Annotated in this window: 21 protein-coding genes; 13 read left to right on the forward strand and 8 right to left on the reverse strand. The window is 64.7% G+C overall.

The features are described 5' to 3' along the window. The first annotated feature begins 1 nt into the window (after position 1). Positions 2-649: a YceH family protein gene (locus CAG33_RS08420; protein WP_085637723.1), complete on the forward strand. Its 648-nt coding sequence runs from the start codon at positions 2-4 to the stop codon at positions 647-649. A gap of 369 nt (positions 650-1,018) precedes the next feature. Here CAG33_RS08420 and CAG33_RS08425 read toward each other — a convergent pair whose 3' ends face one another. After that, positions 1,019-1,837, reverse strand: a complete 819-nt coding sequence (locus CAG33_RS08425) for a shikimate 5-dehydrogenase (RefSeq protein ID WP_085579620.1) — start codon at positions 1,835-1,837, stop codon at positions 1,019-1,021. 256 nt (positions 1,838-2,093) lie between these two features. On the opposite strand from CAG33_RS08425, the gene CAG33_RS08430 reads away from it, so the two are divergent. The 3 genes from CAG33_RS08430 (at position 2,094) to CAG33_RS08440 (ending at position 3,153) form a co-directional block, all read left to right on the forward strand. Further along, on the forward strand, positions 2,094-2,441 hold the full coding sequence (locus tag CAG33_RS08430; RefSeq protein WP_085579618.1) for a hypothetical protein: 348 nt from the start codon (positions 2,094-2,096) through the stop codon (positions 2,439-2,441). A 232-nt stretch (positions 2,442-2,673) separates the two neighbouring features. Continuing rightward, entirely contained in the window at positions 2,674-2,868 is a 195-nt protein-coding gene (locus CAG33_RS08435) for a hypothetical protein (RefSeq protein ID WP_085579616.1), read from the forward strand. Between the two features lie 102 nt (positions 2,869-2,970). Further along, positions 2,971-3,153 (forward strand): hypothetical protein, encoded by a 183-nt coding sequence (locus tag CAG33_RS08440; protein WP_085579614.1) that lies wholly within the window; start codon positions 2,971-2,973, stop codon positions 3,151-3,153. Here the strand turns inward: CAG33_RS08440 and CAG33_RS08445 are convergent. After that, positions 3,150-4,211 (reverse strand): AI-2E family transporter, encoded by a 1,062-nt coding sequence (locus CAG33_RS08445; protein ID WP_085579612.1) that lies wholly within the window; start codon positions 4,209-4,211, stop codon positions 3,150-3,152. The genes CAG33_RS08440 and CAG33_RS08445 overlap by 4 nt on opposite strands. Before the next feature lie 158 nt (positions 4,212-4,369). Between CAG33_RS08445 and yegQ the strand changes: the two genes are divergently transcribed. Beyond that, positions 4,370-5,707, forward strand: a complete 1,338-nt coding sequence (gene yegQ, locus CAG33_RS08450; RefSeq protein ID WP_085579610.1) for a tRNA 5-hydroxyuridine modification protein YegQ — start codon at positions 4,370-4,372, stop codon at positions 5,705-5,707. A gap of 607 nt (positions 5,708-6,314) precedes the next feature. Here the strand turns inward: yegQ and CAG33_RS08455 are convergent. Beyond that, positions 6,315-7,028: a FadR/GntR family transcriptional regulator gene (locus tag CAG33_RS08455; protein ID WP_085579608.1), complete on the reverse strand. Its 714-nt coding sequence runs from the start codon at positions 7,026-7,028 to the stop codon at positions 6,315-6,317. A 356-nt stretch (positions 7,029-7,384) separates the two neighbouring features. Between CAG33_RS08455 and CAG33_RS08460 the strand changes: the two genes are divergently transcribed. After that, positions 7,385-8,731, forward strand: a complete 1,347-nt coding sequence (locus tag CAG33_RS08460) for an MFS transporter (protein ID WP_085637727.1) — start codon at positions 7,385-7,387, stop codon at positions 8,729-8,731. A 13-nt stretch (positions 8,732-8,744) separates the two neighbouring features. Continuing rightward, entirely contained in the window at positions 8,745-10,088 is a 1,344-nt protein-coding gene (gene gudD / locus CAG33_RS08465; RefSeq protein ID WP_085637730.1) for a glucarate dehydratase, read from the forward strand. A gap of 125 nt (positions 10,089-10,213) precedes the next feature. On the opposite strand, the gene CAG33_RS08470 is transcribed toward gudD, so the two are convergent. Beyond that, positions 10,214-11,086 (reverse strand): LysR family transcriptional regulator, encoded by an 873-nt coding sequence (locus CAG33_RS08470; protein ID WP_085579602.1) that lies wholly within the window; start codon positions 11,084-11,086, stop codon positions 10,214-10,216. 160 nt (positions 11,087-11,246) lie between these two features. On the opposite strand from CAG33_RS08470, the gene ampC reads away from it, so the two are divergent. After that, complete coding sequence (gene ampC / locus CAG33_RS08475) at positions 11,247-12,413, forward strand: class C beta-lactamase (RefSeq protein WP_085637733.1); 1,167 nt, start codon at positions 11,247-11,249, stop codon at positions 12,411-12,413. A 69-nt stretch (positions 12,414-12,482) separates the two neighbouring features. On the opposite strand, the gene CAG33_RS08480 is transcribed toward ampC, so the two are convergent. Continuing rightward, a complete protein-coding gene (locus CAG33_RS08480; protein WP_085579599.1) occupies positions 12,483-13,052 on the reverse strand; it encodes a DUF4174 domain-containing protein in 570 nt (189 codons plus the stop codon). Positions 13,053-13,263: 211 nt separating this feature from the next. Here CAG33_RS08480 and CAG33_RS08485 point away from each other — a divergent pair, with 211 nt between their 5' ends. After that, positions 13,264-13,728 carry a GNAT family N-acetyltransferase gene (locus tag CAG33_RS08485; protein WP_085637736.1) on the forward strand — a complete coding sequence of 155 codons (465 nt, stop codon included), beginning with the start codon at positions 13,264-13,266 and terminating at the stop codon, positions 13,726-13,728. A gap of 24 nt (positions 13,729-13,752) precedes the next feature. On the opposite strand, the gene CAG33_RS08490 is transcribed toward CAG33_RS08485, so the two are convergent. Both CAG33_RS08490 and CAG33_RS08495 read right to left on the reverse strand, forming a co-directional pair. Further along, complete coding sequence (locus tag CAG33_RS08490; protein WP_085580081.1) at positions 13,753-14,538, reverse strand: sulfite exporter TauE/SafE family protein; 786 nt, start codon at positions 14,536-14,538, stop codon at positions 13,753-13,755. A gap of 201 nt (positions 14,539-14,739) precedes the next feature. Further along, the gene (locus CAG33_RS08495) at positions 14,740-15,477 is read right to left on the reverse strand and encodes a hypothetical protein (RefSeq protein WP_085637739.1); all 738 of its coding nucleotides are present in this window, start codon (positions 15,475-15,477) and stop codon (positions 14,740-14,742) included. 273 nt (positions 15,478-15,750) lie between these two features. Between CAG33_RS08495 and CAG33_RS08500 the strand changes: the two genes are divergently transcribed. The 3 genes from CAG33_RS08500 (at position 15,751) to CAG33_RS08510 (ending at position 18,313) form a co-directional block, all read left to right on the forward strand. Continuing rightward, positions 15,751-16,899 carry an aldose epimerase family protein gene (locus CAG33_RS08500; RefSeq protein WP_085637742.1) on the forward strand — a complete coding sequence of 383 codons (1,149 nt, stop codon included), beginning with the start codon at positions 15,751-15,753 and terminating at the stop codon, positions 16,897-16,899. Positions 16,900-16,991: 92 nt separating this feature from the next. After that, positions 16,992-17,813, forward strand: a complete 822-nt coding sequence (locus CAG33_RS08505) for an aldo/keto reductase (protein WP_085637746.1) — start codon at positions 16,992-16,994, stop codon at positions 17,811-17,813. A gap of 29 nt (positions 17,814-17,842) precedes the next feature. Continuing rightward, complete coding sequence (locus CAG33_RS08510; protein ID WP_085637749.1) at positions 17,843-18,313, forward strand: DUF1810 domain-containing protein; 471 nt, start codon at positions 17,843-17,845, stop codon at positions 18,311-18,313. On the opposite strand, the gene CAG33_RS08515 is transcribed toward CAG33_RS08510, so the two are convergent. Further along, a complete protein-coding gene (locus tag CAG33_RS08515; RefSeq protein ID WP_170929994.1) occupies positions 18,278-20,638 on the reverse strand; it encodes a DNA polymerase II in 2,361 nt (786 codons plus the stop codon). The two genes, CAG33_RS08510 and CAG33_RS08515, sit on opposite strands and share 36 nt — an antisense overlap. 218 nt (positions 20,639-20,856) lie before the next feature. Here CAG33_RS08515 and CAG33_RS08520 point away from each other — a divergent pair, with 218 nt between their 5' ends. After that, positions 20,857-21,297 (forward strand): CBS domain-containing protein, encoded by a 441-nt coding sequence (locus CAG33_RS08520; RefSeq protein WP_085579584.1) that lies wholly within the window; start codon positions 20,857-20,859, stop codon positions 21,295-21,297. Positions 21,298-21,559 lie beyond the last annotated feature (262 nt).

The following is a 21,559-nucleotide window of genomic DNA, read 5'->3' on the forward strand; positions in this document are numbered from 1 at the left end:
GATGACCACCGAATCAGAGACCACTTTCGACGAACCGCAGCTCAACGCCACGGAAATCCGCATTCTGGGCTCGCTGATCGAGAAGCAGGCCACCAGCCCGGAAACCTATCCGCTGACCCTCAACGCGCTGGTGCTGGCCTGCAACCAGAAGACCAGCCGCGAACCGGTGATGAACCTGACCCAAGGTCAGATCGGCCAGAGCCTGCGCGCTCTCGAAAGCCAGGGCATGGCCCGACTGGTGATGGGCAGCCGCGCCGACCGCTGGGAACACAAGGTCGACAAGGCGCTGGAACTGGTGCCGGCGCAGCTGGTGCTGACGGGGCTGATGTTTCTGCGCGGCCCGCAGACCGTCAACGAACTGCTGACCCGCAGCGGCCGCATGCATGACTTCGAAGACGCCGAACAGGTGGTGCATCAGCTGGAACGCCTGATCGCCCGCGGGTTGGCGGTACTGATTCCGCGCCAGGCCGGCCAGCGCGAAGACCGCTACACCCATGCCCTGGGCGACCCGGCGGACATCGAGGCCATCATCGCGGCGCGGCAGAACGCCGGCGAGCGCAGTTCTGGCGGCGGCGTGTCGGTCGAGCGGATCGAGGAGCTGGAAGCACGGATCGCCGCACTGGAAGAACGCCTGGCCCGCCTCGAATAAACACTGCCAGCCCATGTGGGAGCTGCGGTGCGACGATTCGACTTGCCAGCGATGGCGATGGGTCAGGCGATGAAGAGGTTGGCTGTACCGGCCTCATCGCTAGCAAGCTAGCTCCCACAGGATCTGCGGTGGCCTGACATTTCCGCGATCACCGCCGAACCCTGTGGGAGCTGCGGTGCGACGATTCGACTTGCCAGCGATGACGGAGGTACAGACAACAGAAATGTCGGCTGTACCGACCTCATCGCCAGCAGGCTGGCTCCCACAGGATCTTCGGTGGCCTGCCATTTCTGCGAACGCCACCGAACCCTGTGAGAGCTTGCCTGCAAGCGATGGCGGCATGTCAGGCGATGAAGATCCCTGCCGATCTCAACTGCGGGCGAACGCCACCGCCGCCTCGAACTGCTCCGTCGTCGGCCGCACGCCGGTGTAGAGCACGAACTGTTCCAGCGCCTGAATGGCGATCACTTCAAGGCCCGTGATCACTCGCTTGCCTTCGGCCCGGCCACGCACGATCAGCGGCGTTTCCGACGGGATCGCCACCACATCGAACACAGTGTCCGCTGCCTGGATCACCTGCGGCGCGAACGCCAGTTGATCGGCTTCAGGCCCGCCGGTCATGCCGATGGGGGTGACGTTGATCAGCATCTGCGGCCGCTCATCGCCCAGCTCCGCCGTCCAGCGGTAGCCCAGGGAGTCGGCCAGCGCCCGCCCGGCGCGTTCGTTACGGGCGACGATCAGGCCGTTGCGGTAACCGCCGTCGCGCAGGGCGCTGGCCACGGCCTTGGCCATGCCGCCGCTGCCGCGCAGGGCGAAGGTCGAGTCCTTGGGCACCGCATGGGTCTGCAACAGTTGCGCGACGGCGATGTAGTCGGTGTTGTAGGCCTTGAGGTGGCCCTGGGTGTTGACAATGGTGTTGATCGACTGGATCGCCGCCGCCGACGCGTCCAGTTCGTCGACCAGTTCGATGCAGGCCTCCTTGAACGGCATCGACACGCCGCAGCCGCGGATGCCCAGCGCGCGGATCCCGCCTACGGCGCCCGGCAGGTCCTGGCTGCTGAACGCCTTGTAATAGAAGTTCAGGCCCAACTGCTCGTACAGGTGGTTATGAAAACGCAGGCCGAAGTTCCCGGGACGCCCAGACAGGGACATGCACAGTTGGGTGTCTTTGTTGGGGTTCATCTGCATGAAGAATCTCCTCGGAATGCACTTTCGGATGGACGGGATTAGCCAGGCCATCGGGTTCTGAACGATCATGGGCCGGTCTGTTCCGGGCACCGCAGCCGATGCCGCGAAACCGGGTAACCGAGCCGGTACAGACCTTACACAAAATTTACCCAGCGGCCGTGCCGATTTTCAGAAATTCGTTGTCATAGAGGTATCCCCGCGCCATCCCGTGCCTGCTGCAGGCCCGGACGCCGGGTCGAAGAACCGAGGAATTATCATGATTCGTAAACTCCCCATCGTGGCCTTGTTGATTGGTGCATTCGCTGTCACAGGTCAGGCAGAAGCCCACGGCGGTGGCTGGCAGGGCCCGGCGGTGTTCGGTGCGATCGTCGGCTCGGCCATCATCGGCTCGGCGCTCATCAACCAGGACCGGCCGGTCTACGTCCAACAGCCTGTTTACGCTCAGCCGGCGCCGGTGTACGTCCAGCAACCGCCGCCACCGGTCTACTACCAGCCGGCACCGGTGTATGTGCAACAGCCGGTGTACGTGCCGGGCCCTGTGTACTACGGCCCGCCCCGCGGCTACTACGGTCGCCCGCACTACTACGGCGGCCCGCGCTGGTAACCGCCCTGCAAAGAGCCCCGCTTTTGAGCGGGGCTTTTTTATGACCGTCCGTCGGCCGCGTCTGGATACACCGCGTCAAGGTCGCTCCGGAGACAGTCATGGCCGTTAAAGTCGGCATGATGGACAAGACCCGGAGCGCCCGGTCATCCGACGGTCATCCCTTTGTCATGACGGAGCCGCACTCTGAATCCGTCCGCAAACAACAAGGTTGAAAACAACAAGGACGACAGCCATGCCCACACAGAACCCGCACCGCATCGTCGGTCTATGCACCTCAAGCAAGGTCTACAGCGCCCTGACCGAGCTCAAGCACCTGGAAGGCCACCGCAGCGCCAAGTTCCTTTCGCTGCTGACCGAAAACCTGGTGCGCAAGGGCTTGCTCAACGAGCGGGAAGTGGTGCACATGCTCGATCAAGTGGTCGACTGAACAGCCCCCCGCCGGCGTCGATGTCCACTATCGAAAGCGTTGATTTTCCGCCGGGCCGACGATTGCATAAGGTAGCCCCATCGATTGATGGAGGTATCGGCAATGGCTCAGGTTCAAATCATGTCTGTCATCGGCAGCGCCGTCCCCGCCTCGCTCCGCGCCTTGGGGTTGCTCGCTTGCTGGTACGTGGTGCGCGACGGCGAACCGGTGAGCGGCCCGCTGCGCTCGCTGCCGGACGCCCAGGCGCTGTCCCGGGCCATGCTCGACGGCCCGCTCGGCGCCTAAGGCAATTGCACCTTGGGCCGGGTCTCGAGGTACAGCGCCCAGCTCGACATGAACAGCGCCGCGATCAGCGGACCGATCACAAAGCCGTTGAGCCCGAAGACCGCCAGGCCGCCTAACGTCGAGATCAGAATCATGTAGTCCGGCATGCGCGTGTCCTTGCCCACCAGCAGCGGACGCATGAGGTTGTCCACCAGCCCGATCACGAACACGCCGAACAACCCCAGCACCACGCCCTGCCAGATCATTCCGCTCAACAGGAAATACAGCGCCACCGGTGCCCAGACGAGGCCCGCCCCTACCGCCGGCAACAGCGAAAGGAACGCCATCAGCACCGCCCACAGCAACGCGCTGGGGATGTCCAGGAACCAGAAGATCGCCCCGCCCAGCGCCCCTTGCGTGATCGCCACCAGCAGATTGCCCTTCACCGTGGCGCGCACCACGCGGTTGAACTTCAGTTGCAGACGGCGCTTGTGCTGCTCCTCCAGCGGCACCGCCGCGCGTACCTTGCGCGCCAGTTCGGCGCCGTCGCGCAAAAAGAAGAACAGCAAGTACAGCATGATGAAAAAACCCGCCACGAACTCGAACGTGCCCTGACCGACACTGAACGCCTGTGTCGCCAGCGCCTGGCTGCCTTGCAGCGCGGCCTTGACGATCTTCTCGCGCAAGGCGTTGAGCTCACCGACACCCAAGCGGTCGAGCAAGTGCTGGAAGTACGGCGGCAGGCTGTGCTTGAACTGTGCAAGGTAGGCGCCGATGTCGATCTCGCCGCTGTCGATGCCCTTGTAGAGCATCGCCCCTTCCTGCACCAGTAGCCCCCCGATGACGATCACCGGCAAAATCGCGACGACCAGGCAGATGCCCAAAGTGCACAACGCCGTCAGGTTGCGCGGCCAGGCGAACCGCAACTGCAGGCGCCGCTGCATCGGTGCGAACAGGATGCCGAGGATCACCGCCCAGAACACCGCGCCGTAGAACGGCAGCAGGATCCAGATGAAGGCGACGGTCACCAGCGCCAGCAGCACCGTGAGGGATTTGAATTGCAGGCTCTTTCGGTTCATGTGCGATCCACGTCGGCCGGGGCGCCCCGTGCGCCCACCCGGACTTGGTCAGCCCGCTGCGGCACAAGTGCCCTTTTTGTTCATGGAGCATAGATCCAGATCAATGAATCCTCGCCGCCGTTGCCTTACCCTCCCGCGCTTTTGCCAGCGATGCCGCCATGACCGCCACCCTGCCCCTTACCGCCCCGGAACTGCTGGCCCCCGCCGGCACCCTGAAGAACATGCGCTACGCCTTCGCCTACGGCGCCGACGCGGTGTACGCCGGCCAGCCGCGCTACAGCCTGCGGGTGCGCAACAACGAATTCGACCACGCCAACCTCGCCCTCGGCATCCGCGAGGCCCAGGCCATGGGCAAGCGCTTCTATGTGGTGGTCAACATCGCCCCGCACAACGCCAAGCTCAAGACCTTCCTCAAGGATCTGGCGCCGGTGATCGAAATGGCGCCGGACGCGCTGATCATGTCCGACCCGGGCCTGATCATGCTGGTGCGCCGGCACTTCCCGCAGATGCCCATCCACCTGTCGGTGCAGGCCAACACGGTGAACTGGGCGAGCGTGGAGTTCTGGCAGCAGCAGGGCCTGAGCCGGATCATCCTGTCCCGCGAACTTTCCCTGGAGGAGATCGGCGAAATCCGCGAACAGGTGCCGGGCATGGAGTTGGAGGTGTTCGTCCACGGCGCCCTGTGCATGGCCTACTCCGGCCGCTGCCTGCTCTCGGGGTACATGAACAAACGCGACGCCAACCAAGGCACCTGCACCAACGCCTGCCGCTGGAAGTACTCGGCACAGGAGGCCACGCAAAACCAACTGGGCGAAATCGTGCAGACCTGCGAACCGCAGCCGACCCTCGGCCTGGGTGCCCCCACCGAACAGGTGTTCCTGCTGCAGGAGGCCAACCGTCCCGGCGAACTGATGCCGGCGTTCGAAGACGAACACGGCACCTACATCATGAACGCCAAGGACCTGCGCGCGGTGCAGCACGTCGAGCGCCTGACCCGCATGGGCGTGCATTCGCTGAAGATCGAGGGGCGCACCAAGTCGCACTTCTACTGCGCGCGCACCACCCAGGTCTATCGCCGGGCCATCGACGACGCGGTGGCCGGCCGCGAGTTCGACCGCAGCCTGATGAACGACCTGGAGTCGTTGGCCCAACGCGGCTACACCGAGGGTTTCCTGCGCCGCCATGTGCATGACGAGTACCAGAACTACCAGAACGGCAGCTCGGTCTCCGAGCGCCAGCAGTTCGTGGGCGAACTGACCGGCGAGCGCCGGGGCCGGCTGGCCGAGGTCAAGGTGAAGAACCGCTTTGCCCTGGGCGATCACCTGGAACTGATGACGCCCAAGGGCAACTTCCATTTCGACCTGCACCAGTTGCACAACCTCAAGGACGAAGCCATCGACGTGGCGCCAGGGGACGGGCACACCGTTTACCTGCCGATTCCGGATGCGGTGGACCTGCGCTTCGGGCTGTTGATGCGGGACATCGGCACGGCCTGAGCCTGACGGCGCCCTCACCGACGCCATCGCCAGCAGGCTGGCTCCCACAGGAGCTGCGGTGGCCTGCCATTTCTGCGAACGCCACTGAGCCCTGTGGGAGCTGGCTTGCCAGCGATGGCGGCGGAACAGACAACAGAGATGTCGACTGGACCGGCCTCATCGCTAGCAAGCTAGCTCCCACAGAATCTGCGGTGGCCCGCCATTTCCGCGAACAACGCCGAACCCTGTGGGAGCTGCGGTGCGACGATTCGACTTGCCAGCGATGGCGGCGGAACAGACAACAGAGATGTCGACTGGCCCGGCCTCATCGCTAGCATGCTAGCTCCCACAGAATCTGCGGTGGCCTGCCATTTCTGCGAACACCGCCGAACCCGGTGGGAGCTGCGGTGCGACGATGCGACTTGCCAGCGATGGCGGCGGAACAGACAACAGAGATGTCGACTGGACCGGCCTCATCGCTAGCATGCTAGCTCCCACAGAATCTGCGGTGGCCTGCCATTTCTGCGAACACCACTGAGCCCTGTGGGAGCTGCGGTGCGACGATTCGACTTGCCAGCGATGGCGGTATGTCGGGCAACGAAGATGTCAGCCGTACCTCTTCCCCGGTTCAGCCCTGAGCCAAAAACCGGTCCCGGCTGTTGGTCAGGTGCAGCCACATCGCCGCCCGGGCCGCGTCCGGATCCTGGCGCCTGATTGCATTGAGGATCGCCTCATGCTCCTGGCTGGCCAGTTCCCCCAGCTTGCTCAGGTCCACCGCGCCGCGTTCGGCGGCGTTGACCCGGGTGCGCGGGATCATCGCGCTCCCCAGCTGCTGCATGATTTCGGTGAAGCACACGTTGCCGGTGGCCTCGGCGATCAGCAGGTGGAAGCGCCGGTCGGCCTCGACGCAACTGTCGTTGTTGGCCAGCAGGCGCCGGTAATCGTCCAGGGCCTGACGCATCTGCGCCAGTTGCTGCTCGCTGCGGCGCTGCGCCGCCAGCGCCGCAGCCTGGGTCTCCAGGCCCATGCGCAGTTCGAGGATGCCGCGTACCCCCAGCGCGGTTTCGACATTGAGTCGCAAGCCCTGCTCCGGCGCCCGCTCGATCACGAACGTGCCGATGCCGTGACGCGTCTCCACCAACCCCGACGCCTGCAACTTGGAAATGGCCTCGCGCACCACCGTGCGGCTGACGCCATGCTCCCGGACGATGGAATTCTCGGACGGCAGCTTGTCGCCGGGCAGCATCTGGCCGAGCAGGATGCCCTGGGTCAGCTTTTCGACCAGGTCATGGGCCAGGTTGTGGGCGCGCTTGCGGGCGGGGGCGTCGAGTTCGTCTTGCATGGTCGGTTCCGGTGGCGGGGCTTGCGGATCGTAGCACTGCCATGGAGGGGCATTGAGCGAATTTTAGCTCACCACACGACCCAACTTGTATGACAACACTCAAATAATTCATTCATCCGAGCCAAAACCTCACTCCCCACCTCCCACAATCCACCAGACAAAACCGGCCGCAAAGCCACAAAAAAACCCAGCAACCACAGGAAAAAACCTACAAATTGAATAAAGGCACGCCTGCATCAAATCATTTCGTTGGTACTCACAGCTTGTCGGACAAAAAAATCTAGTTGTATGATGTCTATCAACAACGCAACACCCAGACATACCCCGCATAAAAATAACGAGTGGGAGAAAACCAAGTGAAACCAACCATCGCCGGGATGAACGAGGGCGCCGAAACGGCGCTGTCCTCGGCCATCGCCAAAGTCAAACGCCACGTCCTGCCGCTGTTCGTGATCATGTTCATCGTCAACTACATCGACCGGGTGAACATCGGCTTCGTCCGCACCCACATGGAACACGACCTGGGCATCGGCGCCGCAGCCTACGGGTTCGGCGCCGGCCTGTTCTTCATCGGCTACGCGCTGTTCGAAGTCCCCTCCAACCTGCTGCTGCAAAGGGTCGGCGCACGGATCTGGCTGACCCGCATCATGCTCACCTGGGGCCTGGTGGCCGCCGGCATGGCATTCATCCAGAACGAAACCCACTTCTACATCCTGCGTTTCCTGCTCGGCGTCGCCGAGGCCGGGTTCTTTCCGGGGGTGATCTACTACTTCACCCGCTGGCTGCCGGCCGCCGAACGGGGCAAGGCCATCGCGATCTTCCTCAGCGGTTCGGCGGTGGCCTCGTTGATATCCGGCCCGCTGTCCGGCCTGCTCCTGCAGATCAGCGGCCTGGGCCTGCACGGCTGGCAATGGATGTACTTCATCGAAGGGATGTTCTCGGTGGGCCTGTGCGTCTTCGTCTGGTTCTGGCTCGACGCCAAGCCCCACGACGCCCAATGGCTGAGCCGCGCCGAGCAGGACGCGCTGGTCAAGGCCATCGACGACGAGCAACGGGCGCGGGAAGCGGCGACCACCGTCAGGCCGTCGCTGGGCAAGCTGCTCAAGGACCGCCAGATCATCCTGTTCTGCCTGATCTACTTCTTCATCCAGCTGACCATCTACGCCGCGACCTTCTGGCTGCCGAGCATCATCAAGAAGATGGGCGAAATGAGCGACTTCCAGGTCGGCCTGTTCAACTCGATCCCGTGGTTGCTGTCGATCATCGGCATGTACGCGTTCGCTTCGTTCTCGGCCAAGTGGAAACACCAGCAGGCCTGGGTCGCCGCAGCCCTGCTGATCGCGGCGGCGGGGATGTTCCTGTCCACCACCGGCGGGCCGGTCTTCGCCTTCGTCGCGATCTGCTTCGCCGCGCTGGGGTTCAAGTCCGCGTCGTCGCTGTTCTGGCCGATTCCCCAGGCGTACCTCGATGCGCGCATCGCCGCAGCCGTGATCGCCCTGATCAACTCGGTGGGCAACCTGGGCGGCTTCGTGGCGCCGACCACCTTCGGCCTGCTGGAAGAACACACCGGCTCCATCCAGGGCGGGCTCTACGGCCTGGCCGCGACGTCGATCATCGCTGCCGTCATCGTGTTCGCCGCCCGCACCGCCCCCCAATCCTCGCCCGACGCCGTCACCGCCGACGCTGCGCCGAAACACGCCTGAAAGGACACCCGAAATGACCGTACACGACACCGCCAAAGCCCCGATCATCACCGACATGCAGGTCATCCCGGTGGCCGGCCACGACGGCATGCTGCTCAACCTGAGCGGCGCCCACGGGCCGTTCTTCACCCGCAATATCGTCATCCTCAAGGACAACGCCGGCCACACCGGCGTCGGCGAAGTGCCCGGCGGCGAACGCATCCGCCAGACCCTCGAAGACGCCCGCAGCCTGGTGGTCGGCAGCCCGATCGGCACCTACCAGAAGATCCTCAACCAGGTGCGCCGGACCTTCGCCGAACGCGACGCCGGCGGACGCGGCCTACAGACCTTCGACCTGCGCATCACCATCCACGCGGTCACCGCCCTGGAAGCCGCCCTGCTCGACCTGCTCGGCCAGCACCTCGACGTGCCGGTGGCCGCATTGCTCGGCGAAGGCCAGCAGCGCGACGAAGTGAAGATGCTCGGTTACCTGTTCTACGTCGGCGACCGTCGGCAGACCGACCTGGCCTACCGAAGCGAACCGGACGCCGACAACGACTGGTTCCGCGTGCGCCATGAGCAAGCCATGACCGCCGACGCCGTGGTGCGCCTGGCCGAAGCCGCCCACGCCCGCTACGGCTTCCAGGACTTCAAGCTCAAGGGCGGCGTGCTGAGCGGCGATGCGGAAATCGAGGCCGTGACCGCCCTGGCCGAACGCTTCCCCGAGGCGCGCATCACCCTCGACCCGAACGGTGCCTGGTCGCTCAAGGAAGCCATCCGCCTGTGCCGTGACCAGCATCATGTGCTGGCCTACGCGGAAGATCCGTGCGGCGCGGAGAACGGCTACTCGGGCCGCGAAGTGATGGCCGAATTCCGCCGCGCCACGGGACTCAAGACCGCCACCAACATGATCGCCACCGACTGGCGCGAAATGGGCCACGCGATCCAGTTGCAGTCGGTGGACATCCCCCTGGCCGACCCGCATTTCTGGACGATGCAGGGCTCGGTGCGCCTGGCGCAGATGTGCCACGAATGGGGGCTGACCTGGGGCTCGCACTCCAACAACCACTTCGACATTTCCCTGGCGATGTTCACCCACGTGGCCGCCGCCGCGCCGGGCGACATCACCGCCATCGACACCCACTGGATCTGGCAGGACGGCCAGCGCCTGACCAAAGCACCGCTGCAGATCGTCGACGGTTGCGTGAAGGTGCCGCACAAGTCGGGGCTGGGCGTGGAACTGGACATGGATCAGGTGGCCAAGGCCCATGAACTGTACAAAGGCATGGGGCTGGGCGCGCGGGACGACAGCGTGGCGATGCAGTACCTGATCCCCGGCTGGGCGTTCGATAACAAGAAGCCGTGCCTGGTGCGCTGAATCCCTGACCGGACCACAGCCCCTCTGTGGGAGCGAGCCTGCTCGCGATGACGGCGGCACGTCCGGCATCGAGGTGTCGGGCAGACCGCCATCGCCAGCAGGCTGGCTCCTACATGGGATGAGCGTCAGGCGGACATCTGCAGCAACCAGTGCCTGAACGCCGCCATCGCCGGGGTTTGCGGCTTCGACTGCAACCGCGTCAGCCAGTAGCTCCCCGTGGTGATCTCGATCGCGAACGGCTGACAGATCGCCTCCGTCGCCAATTGCCGGGCAAACATCAACGGCGGCGCCAGCGCCACCCCGCTCCCCTGCAAGGCCGCGTCCATCATCGCCAGCGATGAGTCGAACACGATGCTTTGGGGCGGTGCCGCGTGAGTCGCCAGACCCGCCGCCTGGAACCATTGCGGCCATTCATCGCTGCGGTAGGAACGCAGCAGACGCTGTTGCAGCAAATCCCCCGGCGCGTGCAGTTGCCGGGCGATCTCCGGCACGCACAGCACCGACAGCGGCGCCTCCAGCAGACGGGTCGCTTCGATCCCGTGCCACGCCCCCGCGCCGAAGCGGATCGCGTAATCCAGCCCTTCGGCGGCCACGTCCACCCGGTTGTTGTGGGTCGACAGGCGCAGATCGATCAGCGGATGCTTCGCCTGAAAGTCCGCCAGCCTGGGCAGCAGCCAGCCCACGGCGAAGGTGCCCACCGCCCCGACCGTCAGCGTCTCCCGGTACTGTCCGCCCGCCAGACGCTCCAGCATCTGCGCGATATGATCGAAAGACGTGGTCAACACCGGCAGCAGGGTTTCGCCTTCGCCGGTCAGCATCAAACCACGGGGCAGACGCTTGAACAGGATCACGCCGAGCTGCGCCTCCAGGCTTTTCACCTGATGGCTGACGGCGGCCTGGGTCACGCACAGCTCCACGGCGGCGCGGGTGAAGCTCAAATGACGCGCGGAGGCTTCGAAGGCGCGCAGCGCATTCAAAGGCAATTGAGGTCGAATCATGCCATGTCCCAAATTTTTCTAATGGCTCGTCCGAGTTTTCATCGTTTGCCGAATACCGCCGGACTGCCTAGATTTGGCGGCGCCGATCAGCCGGCCCGACGGAAAACGCTCGCAGTGTAGCGGGATTACACCATCAGCACTCATGGAGAGTGGTTCAACCATGCTTTCTATCAACCTGAACAAACTCAAGTCTTTCAGCGCTTTCGGACTTTTCTTCAGCGCCGCCAGTTGCCTGGCAGCCCCTCAGACCGACGATCAGCTGCAGTCGCTGGTCAAGGCCACCGTGACGCCGGTCATGCAGTTGGAGAACATCGCGGGTCTGGCCGTCGCCGTCACCGTCGATGGCAAGGCGCATTACTTTAACTACGGTGTCGCCGACAAGAAGACCGGGCAACCGGTGAGCGAAAACACCCTGTTCGAGGTCGGATCGGTGAGCAAGACGTTCACCGCCACCCTCGCCGCCTACGCCCAGGCCAACGGCAAACTGGACTTCTCCGACAAGGCCAGCCAGCACTGGCCGGAACTCAAAGGCAGCGCCTTCGACACCATCAGCCTGCTACAACTGGGCACCTACAGCGCCGGCGGCCTGCCGCTGCAGTTCCCCGCCGCCGCAGACGCTTCCGACAGGATGCTCGGCTATTACCGACAGTGGAAACCCACCTATCCCGCCGGCAGCCATCGCCTGTACTCCAACCCGAGCATCGGCCTGTTCGGCTATCTGGCGGCGAAAAGCCTCGGCCAGCCGTTCGACCAGCTCATGACCGATACCCTGCTGCCCAAGCTCGGGCTCAAGCACACCTTCCTTTCGGTGCCTGCGTCTGAACAGAAGCTCTACGCCCAGGGCTACGACAAGAACGACCAACCCGTTCGGGTCACCCCCGGCGCGCTCGACGCCGAAGCCTACGGCGTGAAAACCAGCGCCGCGGACCTTTTGCACTACGTCGAAGCCAACCTCGACACGGCCAAGCTCGAAACGCCGCTGCAAAAGGCCATCGCCCTCACCCACACCGGCTACTACACCGTCGGCGACATGACCCAGGGCCTGGGCTGGGAACGCTACACCTACCCGATCAGCCTCGACCGCCTGCTGGCCGGCAACTCGACGCCGATGGCCATGGAGGCGCACAAGGTCAACTGGCTCAACCCGCCGCAGCCGGAACCGGAAAACGTGCTGATCAACAAGACCGGCTCCACCGGCGGCTACGGCGCCTATGTCGCGTTCGTGCCGTCGAAGAAGGTCGGGATCGTGATCCTGGCGAACCGGAATTACCCGATTCCGGAGCGGGTGAAAATGGCGCACAAGATCCTCGGCGCGCTGACCGAGTAACGCCACAGGCAAAAAAAACGGGCGACCTCTTAAGGTCGCCCGTTTTCGTTTCGGCATCACAGGACGCCCTCAATCATCCGGCTGCTCCGGCGGTTTCGTCGGCTTGGCGGGTTTCGCAGGTTTGGTGCCCTTGGCGCCTTTGGCCGGGGCCGGTTCCGTGGCGGTCGGTGCGGTGACCACCGTCGCGGTCATTTCCTTCTCGGCGGCCGGCAGGGCGTCGATGGTGTCGAAGATCTTCTTCAGGTCCACCGTCTTGGTGTCATCCCCCGAACTCTCCAGCTTCTTTTCGCCGTCCTTGCCCACCAGGATCACCTTGGGCAACGCGCCGGCCCCTAGCTTGAGCGCGCGGATCAGGGCCATGGTGTCCTGCTGGCCGAGATCCTTGCCGTCGAGCTGGCCGGACATGTTCAGCACGGTGTAGACGCGGATGTTGCGGTCGCTGACGCCTTGCTTGTTGGCCGGATCCTCCAGGGACTTCTTCAGGCGCAGCCATTCGGAGTCGACGGTGCTGGAGGTGATCACGATCAGTGGCCGGGCGCGCCCCTTGTCGATGTCCAACGGGGAATCGCTGTCGGCGGCGGCGAACAGGGGGCCGGCGAACGCCAGCAAGGTTGTCAGGGTCAGTGACCTGATGAGCATGCGCATCTCCTTTTGATATCCACGCTCTACTGATTGCGCACCATGGCGATCGTTCCGGGTCGGCCCCGGTAAAAGTGTTTCGCCATGTCCCAAGCTTAGGACAGGGCCGACATTGCGCAACCGCACGGCGCCAGCCCCGATGCGAATTTGATTACCGGGCGTGTCCCCATTAGGGTGTCCGCTGCCCCCAACGAAAAGGAGTTCAAGCGGCATGCAGATCGATTACCTGTGCGACCACCCCCAACTGATCGGGGAACTGGCCGAGCTCAATTTCAAGGAATGGGGCCATTACCGGCCCGGCGACACGCTCGAAGCCCGCACCGAACGCATGCGGGCGGCCTGCGGCAAAGGCGCGGTGCCCAGCGTGGTGGTGGCCATCGAAGACGGGACATTGCTCGGCGGCGCCCTGCTGATCGACAGTGACCTGAACCTGCGCCCGCACCTGACGCCCTGGCTGGCCGGGGTCTACGTGAAGGCCGAGCACCGGGGCCGCGGCATCGCTTCGCTGCTGGTCAACCGCATCGTCGAAGAGGCCGCCGCACTGGGCGTGCCGGAACTGTTCCTGTACACCGACGCCTCGCAATCGCTGTACGCGCGGCTGGGCTGGGAGGTGGTCGAGGAGCTGGACTATGAGGGGTTGCCGGTGACGCTGATGAAGTACGCCCTCACCCGCTGAGCCCGCCGCGGCTTCGCGGCGGGGTCAGAACGCCAGCTTGTAGCCGATCAGCACCAGCATGGTCGCCAGGCACGGACGCAGCAGTTCATCGGAGACGCGGCCGGTCAGGTGGCTGCCCAGCCAGATGCCCGGCAGCGAGCCCATCAGCAGAAAGCCCAGCACGCCCCAGTCCATGTTGCCCATGCTGGCGTGGCCCAGGCCCGCGACCAGGGTCAGCGGCACGGCATGGGCGATTTCGGTGCCGACCAGGCGACGGGTCGGCAGCAGCGGATAGAGGATGAACAGCGCGACGGTGCCCAGGGCGCCGGCGCCGATGGAGGTCAGCGCGACCATGGTGCCGAGGATCAGCCCGGTGACCACGGTCATGGCATTGAGGCGCGCACCGCTTGGGTTGTAGTTGCCGCCGGCACGCTTGTGGGCGAAGTCCAGCAGGCGTTTCTTGAACAGGATCGCCAGCGCCGTGGCGAACAGCACGAAGCCCAGGGCCTGCTTGATGATGGCGTTCATCGCGTCCGGCGCGGCGTGGAGGGTGCTGAGGAACCACAGCGTCATCGCCACCGCCGGCACGCTGCCGAGGGTCAGCCATCCGGTGATGGCCCAGTCGATGTTGTTGTTCTTCTTGTGCACCAGCACGCCGCTGGACTTGGTGATGGCGGCGTACAGCAGGTCGGTGCCCACCGCCGTGGCCGGGTTGATGCCGAACCACAGCAGGATCGGCGTCATCAGCGAACCGCCGCCGACACCGGTCATGCCGACGATGAACCCCACCACCAGCCCGGCAACCACCAGGCCGAAATTTGCCAATTCCATGAAGACGCCCAGAAAAGCCACAGGAAAATATGGCCCGCAGCATAGCGAGTTTTCTTATAACTCCCTATATCGATGGGATCTATCGTTATGCCATTTCATTTCACCCTTTGCCCGAAGGAGCAAGCCTGCCCGCAATGAGGCCGTGCCAGCCAAATCATCGCATCTGACCGGGCAGGCTCGCGCCTGCGGGCGCAGGCGTTCCTATTGCACCGGCAGGAAGTTCAGGAACAACAGGCTCTGGGCGTAGTTCAGGCCGATGCGCCGGTAACGCTCGTCGAGCATCTGGGTCAGCAGGTCCAGGCGCGCCACGATCTTGCCGAACTCGGTGGCGAAGCTCAGGTTGCTGCCCTCCTCCGAGATCTCGTTGGAGAACAGCAGCGGCTGGCCTTCCTTGTTCTGCCGTTGGGCCAGGATCCAGGTGGCTTTCTCGATGTTGCGCGCGGCGTTGTGGACGAAGGTCGGGTTGATCGCGTCCGTCATGTAGAACTCGGTGCGGTTGCCGTGGGCGGTGACCAGCATGCTGCCGATGGCGTAGATGAACGCGCCGACCCGGTCGCCGAGAAACTCCGGACTCATGGCATAGCTCAGCGCCGCCAGATCCTTGCGGCCGCCGAGCACCGGCAGCGGTTGTTGCTGTTCGATGGCCAGGCGCACCTGTTTGACGGCGACGCCGATGTTCAGGAATCCCGATTTGCGCAGCTCGTCGGGGTTGCGCAGGTACAGCTTGCCCATCAACCGGTAGAGGCTGTTGAGGTTGTCGCGCATGGCCAGGGAGGCCATGCGGTCGACGCTGGTCTGGAGGAACTCCTGGGGTTGGCCATCGCGGATCTGGCTGATGAAACCGTTGCCGTCCTGGTGGCTGCAACCGCCGAGCGGCAGCGCCGCCAGGCAGGTCAGCAACAGGCACGGGGGTTGAATATGGGCGAACAAACGGGTCATCAATGCTTCGGCAGTCTCATTCCTGCGCGACGGGGCTCGCCGCAACCTGACCATGGATAGAGCCGGGGATCGGGCAAAAGTGCGATGCCTGCATTGCCCAGCCGACCTTTGGCATGTCGCGCCACACAGTCTAGTCAGACTTTTAATTGGACTAACGCAATTTTGCGGCTATAAATTTAACTTCTCGCTTATTTAGTATGACTAAATAAGCGAGTTCACCGAAAACCTTCACCGTTTGACGCCACCGCCAAAACAACAAAAAGGAAGGTCACCATGCTTCAATCCCGTCACCTGCTCCCCGGCCTCGGACTGTCCCTCATGCTCTCGACCCTGCCCGCCCACGCCGCCAGCCTTTCCGGCGAACACAAAGCCTTCGGCAAGACCGATGACGGCACCCCTGTCGAGCAATACATCCTGCGCAACCGCCACGGCATGCAGGCGACGGTGATCACCTACGGCGCCACCCTGCAGGCGCTGCGGGTGCCGGACCGCCACGGCAAGCTCGATGACATCGTGCTCGGTTTCGACGACGTGCAGGGCTACCAGCGCGGTACCGCGTACTTCGGCGCGACCATCGGCCGCTTCGGCAATCGCTTGGCCGACGGTGCGTTCGAGCTCGACGGCCAGCGCTACCAGGTGCCGCAGAACGACAAGACCAACGCCCTCCACGGCGGCCCACAAGGGTTCGACAAGAAGGTCTGGAAGGCCCGCGAGACGAAAGACAAGGATTCGGTGGGCGTGACCCTGACTTACCTGTCGGCGGACGGCGAAATGGGCTTCCCCGGCAACCTCACCACCGAGGTGACCTACCGCCTCACCGACGCCAACGAACTGCGCATCGACTACAAGGCCAGCACCGACAAACCCACGGTGCTCAACCTGACCAACCACAGCTACTTCAACCTGGCCGGCGCGGGCAACGGCGACGTCCTCAAGCAACTCGCCACCCTGCATGCCGGCCATTACACCCCGATCGACGCCAAGCTCATCCCCACCGGCGAACTGGCGCCGGTGGCGGGCACGCCCATGGACTTCACCCGGCCCACCGCCATCGGCCAGCGCATCAAGGACGATCATCCGCAGCTCAAGTTCGCCGAACCCAAGCAGGGCGGCTTCGATTTCAACTGGGTGCTGGACGCCAAGGGCGATGTGGCCAAACCGGCGGCCGAAGTCAGCGACCCGCACTCCGGCCGCCGCTTGCAGCTGTACACCAGCGAGCCGGGGGTGCAGTTCTACACCGGCAACTTCCTCGACGGCACCGTCAAGGGCAAGGGCGGCAAGGTGTACCCGCACTGGGGCGCTTTCACCCTGGAGACCCAGCACTATCCGGACTCGCCGAACCAGAAAGGCTTCCCCAGCACGCGGCTGGATCCCGGCCAGACCTACACCCAATCCGTCGTGTTCCGGTTCTCGGCGCAGTAAGGCCGATTCCCGCCGCAGACCTCCTGCCGGATCAGGTTGGGCTATCCTGCTGACCAACCAAAGTCCCGACCGCTCAAGAACAGGAGGTTTGCATGCGTACACTCGAACTCGCCGGCGTACAGGTGCCGGTGATCGGCCAAGGCACCTGGCGCATGGGCGAAGACCGCTCGGCGCACCGTAGCGAGGTAGCGGCGCTGCGTTTGGGGGTCGAGCTGGGCATGAACCTGATCGACACCGCCGAAATGTACGGCGAAGGCGGCGCCGAAACCGTGGTCGGCGAAGCCATCGCCGGCCTGCGCGACCAGGTGTTCCTGGTCAGCAAGGTCTACCCGCACAACGCCAGCCGCCAAGGCATTCCCCAAGCCTGCGAACGCAGCCTGCGCCGCCTCGGCACCGAGCGCATCGACCTCTATCTGCTGCATTGGCGCGGCCAGTATCCGCTGGAGGAAACCGTCGAGGCCTTCGAGCGCCTGCGCGAGGACGGCAAGATCGGCCGCTGGGGCGTGTCGAACTTCGATGTCGATGACCTCGAAGAGCTGTCGGTGCCGGCCTGCGCCACCAATCAGGTGCTGTACAACCTGGAGGAGCGCGGCATCGAATTCGATCTGCTGCCGTGGTGCCAGCATCAGCGCATGCCATTGATGGCGTATTGTCCGATCGGCCAGGGCGGCGCGCTGCTGGCGGCGCCCGCGCTGCAAGAGATCGCCGCTCGTCACGGCGTCACCCCCGCACAGGTTTCGCTGGCGTGGATTCTGCGTCAGGATGGCGTGATTGCGATCCCCAAGGCCGTGCGCCCCGAGCATGTGCGACTCAATGCGCAGGCGGCGCAGCTTCAACTGGACGCCGGGGATCTGGCGGCGCTGGACCGGGTGTTTCAGGCGCCACACCGCAAGCGGCGGCTGGCCATGGTCTGAGCCACCGCCGACTGGCCGAGGGCTTCGGCATGAGAAGCACAGATCAGTACGACCCGTTCAACCTGCAACGTTTCGTCCAGGCCCAGGATCCGGTGTTCGAGCGGGTGCAGCGCGAGCTCGACGAGGGCCACAAGCGCAGCCACTGGATGTGGTTCGTCTTCCCGCAGTTCGCCGGGCTCGGCGGCAGCGAGATGTCCCGGCGCTTCGCCATCGGTTCGGCGGCCGAGGCCCGGGCCTATCTGGCCCATGACCTGCTCGGCGCCCGGCTGCGCACCTGCACGCAGCTGGTGCTCAACGTTCCGCAGCGCTCGGTGGCGCAGATCTTCGGGCATCCGGACGATCTGAAGTTCCATTCCTCGACCACCCTCTTCGCCCAGTTCGCCGACGCCGGCAGCGTGTTCCATCAGGCCCTGGAGCGCTATTTCCATGGCATCCAGGACGAATGGACGCTGCAGCTGCTGGACTCAAAACAGGCCCATCTGCCCCCCGACCAGGGTTGAGAAGTCGTCGTCGACAAACGGCAGGATCGCATCCGCCACCGGTTGCAGCTGACGGGTGAGGTAATGGTCGTAATCGATGGCCGCCCGGCGCGCCTCCAGCGGCTCGGGGCCGGCCAAGGTGATGACGTAGCTGATCCAGCCGCCGTTCTGGTATTGCCGGGGCCGGCCGTGCTGCGCGTTGTAGTCGTCGGCCAGGCGCGCGGCGCGCACATGGGGCGGGACGTTGCGCTCGTAGTCGTCGAGGGTGCGGCGCAGGCGCTTGCGGTAGACCAGCCGGTCGTCGAACGCGCCGGCCAGGGTCTGGCGCACGTATTCGCGCACGTAATCCTGATAGGGCTCGCGCCGGAAGATCCGTTCGTACAGTTCCTGCTGGAACTGCCGGGCCAGCGGCGACCAGTCGGTGCGCACGGTCTCCAGGCCCTTGTAGACCATTTCCTCGCGGCCGTCGGGCCGGGTCACCAGGCCGGCGTAACGCTTTTTGCTGCCCTCCTCGGCGCCGCGGATGGTCGGCATCAGGAAGCGCTTGTAATGGGTCTCGAACTGCAGCTCCAGGGCGCTCTCCAGCCCGTACTGCTCACGCACGTGCCCGCGCCACCAGTCGTTGACCGACTGCACCAGCGCCCGGCCGATCTGCGCCGCCTCTTCCTGGCCGTGGGGCCGGCGCAGCCAGACGAAGGTGGAATCGGTGTCGCCGTAGATCACCGCGTGGCCTTGGGCTTCGATCAACTGGCGGGTGCGCAGCATGATTTCGTGGCCGCGCAGGGTGATCGACGACGCCAGCCGCGTATCGAAGAACCGGCAGCCGCTGGAGCCGAGCACGCCGTAGAAGGCGTTCATGATGATCTTCAGCGCCTGGGACAGCGGCGCGTTGCGTTCGCGCTTGGCCTGTTCCCGGCCCTCGGCAACACGCGCCACGATGGACGGCAGGCAATGCCGCGTACGGGAAAACCGCGCACCGCGAAAGCCCGGCACGGACTCGGCGTCGCCGGGCTGGCGCAGGCCTTCGATCAGGCCCACCGGGTCGATCAGGAACGTGCGGATGATCGACGGGTACAGGCTCTTGTAGTCCAGCACCAGCACCGATTCGTACAGCCCCGGCCGCGAGTCCATGACGAATCCGCCGGGGCTGGCCTGGGGCGGGTTGGTGCCCAGGTTCGGCGCCACGAAACCTTGGCGGTGCATCAGCGGCATGTACAGATGGGTGAACGCCGCCACCGAGCCGCCGCTGCGGTCGGCCGGCAGGCCGGTGACGCTGGCGCGCTCCAGCAGAAAGTCCAGCAGGTCGGTCTTGGCGAAGATCCGCGTCACCAGCTCGCAGTCCTTGAGGTTGTACTTGGCCAGCGACGGCTTGTCCTCGGCGAACATGCGGTTGATTTCGTCCATGCGTTGGTACGGGTTGTCGATGGACTTGCCTTCGCCGAGCAGGGTCTGGGCGACGTTCTCAAGGCTGAACGAAGGAAAGCTCCAGGTCGCCGAGCGCAACGACTCGATGCCGTCGATGATCAGCCGCCCCGCCGCCGAGGCGAAGAAATGGGTGCGGCTGCCGTGCTCGCGCCATTGCATCTCTTCCCCGCCGCGCCCCAGCTTGAGCGGCACGCCCAGGCGCCGCGCGTGTTCGTGGAGGATGCGCAGGTCGAACTGCACCAGGTTCCAGCCGATGATCGCGTCGGGGTCGTGGCGGGCGAACCAGTCGTTGAGTCTCTTCAGGATCAGGGTGCGCGAGTCGCAGTATTCGAGGTCGAAGTCGACGGCGCTGCCGTCGCCGTTCGGCGCGCCGAGCATGTACACCTGCCGTTCGCCGCAGCCTTCCAGGGCGATGGAATACAGCTCGCCCTGTTCGGTGGTCTCGATGTCCAGCGACACCAACCGCAGCGTGGGCCGATAGCCGGGGGCGGGTTTGAGGTGGGCGTCGGTCAGCACGCCATCGGCGTCCGGCGTGCCGCCGAACCGCACCGGTGCGGTGATGAAGCGCTCCATCAGGTAGCGTTCGGGCGGGCGCACGTCGGCTTCGAACACGTCGACGCCGGCGCGGTTGAGCGCGGTCTCCAGGCGCATCAGCTGGCCGTGCTGCTGGCAGTACAGCCCCAGCACCGGGCGGTGTTCGAAATCCTGCAGGGCCAAGGGGCGCAGTTCGACGTTCTTTTCGTCCGCCAGCACGCGCTCGGCCGGCCCCCGCTGTTCGGCCGGGATGAACGCCACCGACGGCTGGTGCGGCAGGCGCACGCGGCGCGGGCCGGCATCGGTCGCCAGCCAGAACTCGACTTCGGTGCCGGCCGGGGTGTCGCGCCAATGCCGGGTCAGGACGAAGCCCTGCTGTACATCCACCACTGCAACCTCGGGAAACGGAATCTGGCGGCCATTCTACCCGGCCCGGGGCGCAGGAGCTTGCTCCCGTTTCCCGGGACGGCCCCGTCACACCGGCAGAACCGGCCGTTTTTTTGCCGGATGACGTTTTTTGCGTGTTATCTGCCGTTTTGCGGCCTTGCCCTGCGCGCCGGCGTCTACGATGCTTCAGGAACAACGACAACCCCTGAGTAACCGCCATGAAGACCGTCGCCCAGCTGCTCAAGCTCAAAGATGAGAAAAACCAGAAAGTGCACACCATCTCGCCGGACGACATGGTGCTGCAGGCCCTGATGGACATGGCCGCGAAGAACGTCGGTGCGTTGCTGGTGGTCAAGGACGGCCGGGTCGAGGGGATCATCAGCGAGCGCGACTACGCGCGCAAGCTGGTGCTCAAGGGACGCTCGTCGGTGGGCACGCCGGTGCGCGACATCATGGTGTCACCGGTGATCACGGTGGACACCCACCAGACCGTCGACACCTGCCTGGGCATCATGTCCGACAAGCGCCTGCGCCACTTGCCCGTGGTGGAGAACGGCCAACTGATCGGCCTGCTGTCGATCGGCGACCTGGTCAAGGAAGCCCTGGCCGAACAGGCGGATCTGATCCGGCAGCTGGAGAGCTACATCCGCGGGGAATGAGCCCTCCACTGTGAGAGCCAGCCTGCTGGCGATGGCAGTGGATCAGCCACCACTGATACCGGCAGTGCCGGCCTCATCGCTTGCAGGCAAGCTCCCACAAGGTTTTGTGGTGTGCCTGCATCTTGGGGACACCGGCGATACCTGTGGGAGCTGGCTTGCCAGCGATGGCGGTGGATTAGACAACAGAGATGTCGGCTGTGATGGCCTCATCGCTGGCAAGTCGAATCGTCGCACCGCAGCTCCCACAGGATTTTGTGGTGTA

The organism is Pseudomonas sp. B3(2017), from assembly GCF_002113595.1.
In the GTDB taxonomy this organism is placed as follows: domain Bacteria; phylum Pseudomonadota; class Gammaproteobacteria; order Pseudomonadales; family Pseudomonadaceae; genus Aquipseudomonas; species Aquipseudomonas ekonensis.

Bases quoted from the DNA above. Each gene is read 5' to 3' on its own strand.
- CAG33_RS08445 (WP_085579612.1), bottom strand. From the start codon at position 4,211: ATGAACCGAAAGAGCCTGCAATTCAAATCCCTCACGGTGCTGCTGGCG.
- CAG33_RS08510 (WP_085637749.1), top strand. From the start codon at position 17,843: ATGAGAAGCACAGATCAGTACGACCCGTTCAACCTGCAACGTTTCGTC.
- CAG33_RS08505 (WP_085637746.1), top strand. From the start codon at position 16,992: ATGCGTACACTCGAACTCGCCGGCGTACAGGTGCCGGTGATCGGCCAA.
- CAG33_RS08425 (WP_085579620.1), bottom strand. From the start codon at position 1,837: ATGCAGATGAACCCCAACAAAGACACCCAACTGTGCATGTCCCTGTCT.
- CAG33_RS08490 (WP_085580081.1), bottom strand. From the start codon at position 14,538: ATGGAATTGGCAAATTTCGGCCTGGTGGTTGCCGGGCTGGTGGTGGGG.
- CAG33_RS08500 (WP_085637742.1), top strand. From the start codon at position 15,751: ATGCTTCAATCCCGTCACCTGCTCCCCGGCCTCGGACTGTCCCTCATG.
- gudD (WP_085637730.1), top strand. From the start codon at position 8,745: ATGACCGTACACGACACCGCCAAAGCCCCGATCATCACCGACATGCAG.
- CAG33_RS08485 (WP_085637736.1), top strand. From the start codon at position 13,264: ATGCAGATCGATTACCTGTGCGACCACCCCCAACTGATCGGGGAACTG.
- CAG33_RS08440 (WP_085579614.1), top strand. From the start codon at position 2,971: ATGGCTCAGGTTCAAATCATGTCTGTCATCGGCAGCGCCGTCCCCGCC.
- ampC (WP_085637733.1), top strand. From the start codon at position 11,247: ATGCTTTCTATCAACCTGAACAAACTCAAGTCTTTCAGCGCTTTCGGA.
- CAG33_RS08480 (WP_085579599.1), bottom strand. From the start codon at position 13,052: ATGCTCATCAGGTCACTGACCCTGACAACCTTGCTGGCGTTCGCCGGC.
- CAG33_RS08495 (WP_085637739.1), bottom strand. From the start codon at position 15,477: ATGACCCGTTTGTTCGCCCATATTCAACCCCCGTGCCTGTTGCTGACC.
- CAG33_RS08520 (WP_085579584.1), top strand. From the start codon at position 20,857: ATGAAGACCGTCGCCCAGCTGCTCAAGCTCAAAGATGAGAAAAACCAG.
- CAG33_RS08455 (WP_085579608.1), bottom strand. From the start codon at position 7,028: ATGCAAGACGAACTCGACGCCCCCGCCCGCAAGCGCGCCCACAACCTG.
- CAG33_RS08435 (WP_085579616.1), top strand. From the start codon at position 2,674: ATGCCCACACAGAACCCGCACCGCATCGTCGGTCTATGCACCTCAAGC.
- yegQ (WP_085579610.1), top strand. From the start codon at position 4,370: ATGACCGCCACCCTGCCCCTTACCGCCCCGGAACTGCTGGCCCCCGCC.
- CAG33_RS08430 (WP_085579618.1), top strand. From the start codon at position 2,094: ATGATTCGTAAACTCCCCATCGTGGCCTTGTTGATTGGTGCATTCGCT.
- CAG33_RS08470 (WP_085579602.1), bottom strand. From the start codon at position 11,086: ATGATTCGACCTCAATTGCCTTTGAATGCGCTGCGCGCCTTCGAAGCC.
- CAG33_RS08420 (WP_085637723.1), top strand. From the start codon at position 2: ATGACCACCGAATCAGAGACCACTTTCGACGAACCGCAGCTCAACGCC.